Source organism: Pleomorphochaeta sp. DL1XJH-081 (assembly GCF_049310885.1).
GTDB lineage: Bacteria > Spirochaetota > Spirochaetia > Sphaerochaetales > Sphaerochaetaceae > CAYZJV01.
Map to the genome: position 1 here is coordinate 1 of NZ_JBMDYO010000163.1, position 253 is coordinate 253.

1 protein-coding gene is annotated in these 253 nt (G+C 42.7%); it reads right to left on the bottom strand.

From position 1 onward, the window contains the following. Positions 1-235, bottom strand: a 235-nt coding sequence (locus ACODJP_RS14315; protein ID WP_422482642.1) for a cytochrome P450, incomplete at its 3' end; no start/stop codon positions are given. Between the last annotated feature and the right edge of the window lie 18 nt (positions 236-253).

Genomic DNA, 253 nt, shown 5'->3' on the forward strand with positions numbered 1-253 from the left:
TTCTCATTGCATATGGCATGTAGTTTATGCCATCACTTTTTTTTATTTTATAACCATCCGGAAGAATATCATCCCCCTCTGCACACTTCCCATCCACAGGGACTGCAGGATATAGTCTGAGAGTCTCTGTGAGAGCTGCATGAAGATATTGCATCCTATCGAGAGCTGCCTCACTCAACTCGACCACAAATTCATGGACAGATAATTGATCTCTCACCTCTGTCGCTGATTTCACTTCTTGTAACACCTTTTC